General features: G+C 66.8%; 1 protein-coding gene. It reads left to right on the plus strand.

Features of this window, described 5'->3' with window-relative positions:
- The coding region (locus B3D39_RS19540; protein WP_286789993.1) for a DNA gyrase subunit A at positions 1-211 on the plus strand (211 nt) is incomplete at both ends.

Below are 211 nucleotides of genomic sequence, written 5' to 3' on the forward strand. Positions count from 1 at the left end.
TTCGGCAATATCGACGGCGATAACCCGGCAGCCTCGCGTTACACCGAGGCGCGTCTGGCCTCTCCGTCCGAAGCGCTTCTGCAAGGTCTGGCCGAGGACGCGGTCGATTACCGCCCGAATTACGACGGCACGCTGACCGAGCCGGTCGTGCTGCCCGCCGCCTTCCCGAATCTCCTGGCCAATGGCGCAAGCGGCATCGCGGTCGGCATGG

Origin of the sequence: Thioclava sp. UBA3469 (assembly GCF_002378135.1) — a bacterium.
Taxonomy (GTDB): domain Bacteria; phylum Pseudomonadota; class Alphaproteobacteria; order Rhodobacterales; family Rhodobacteraceae; genus Thioclava; species Thioclava sediminum.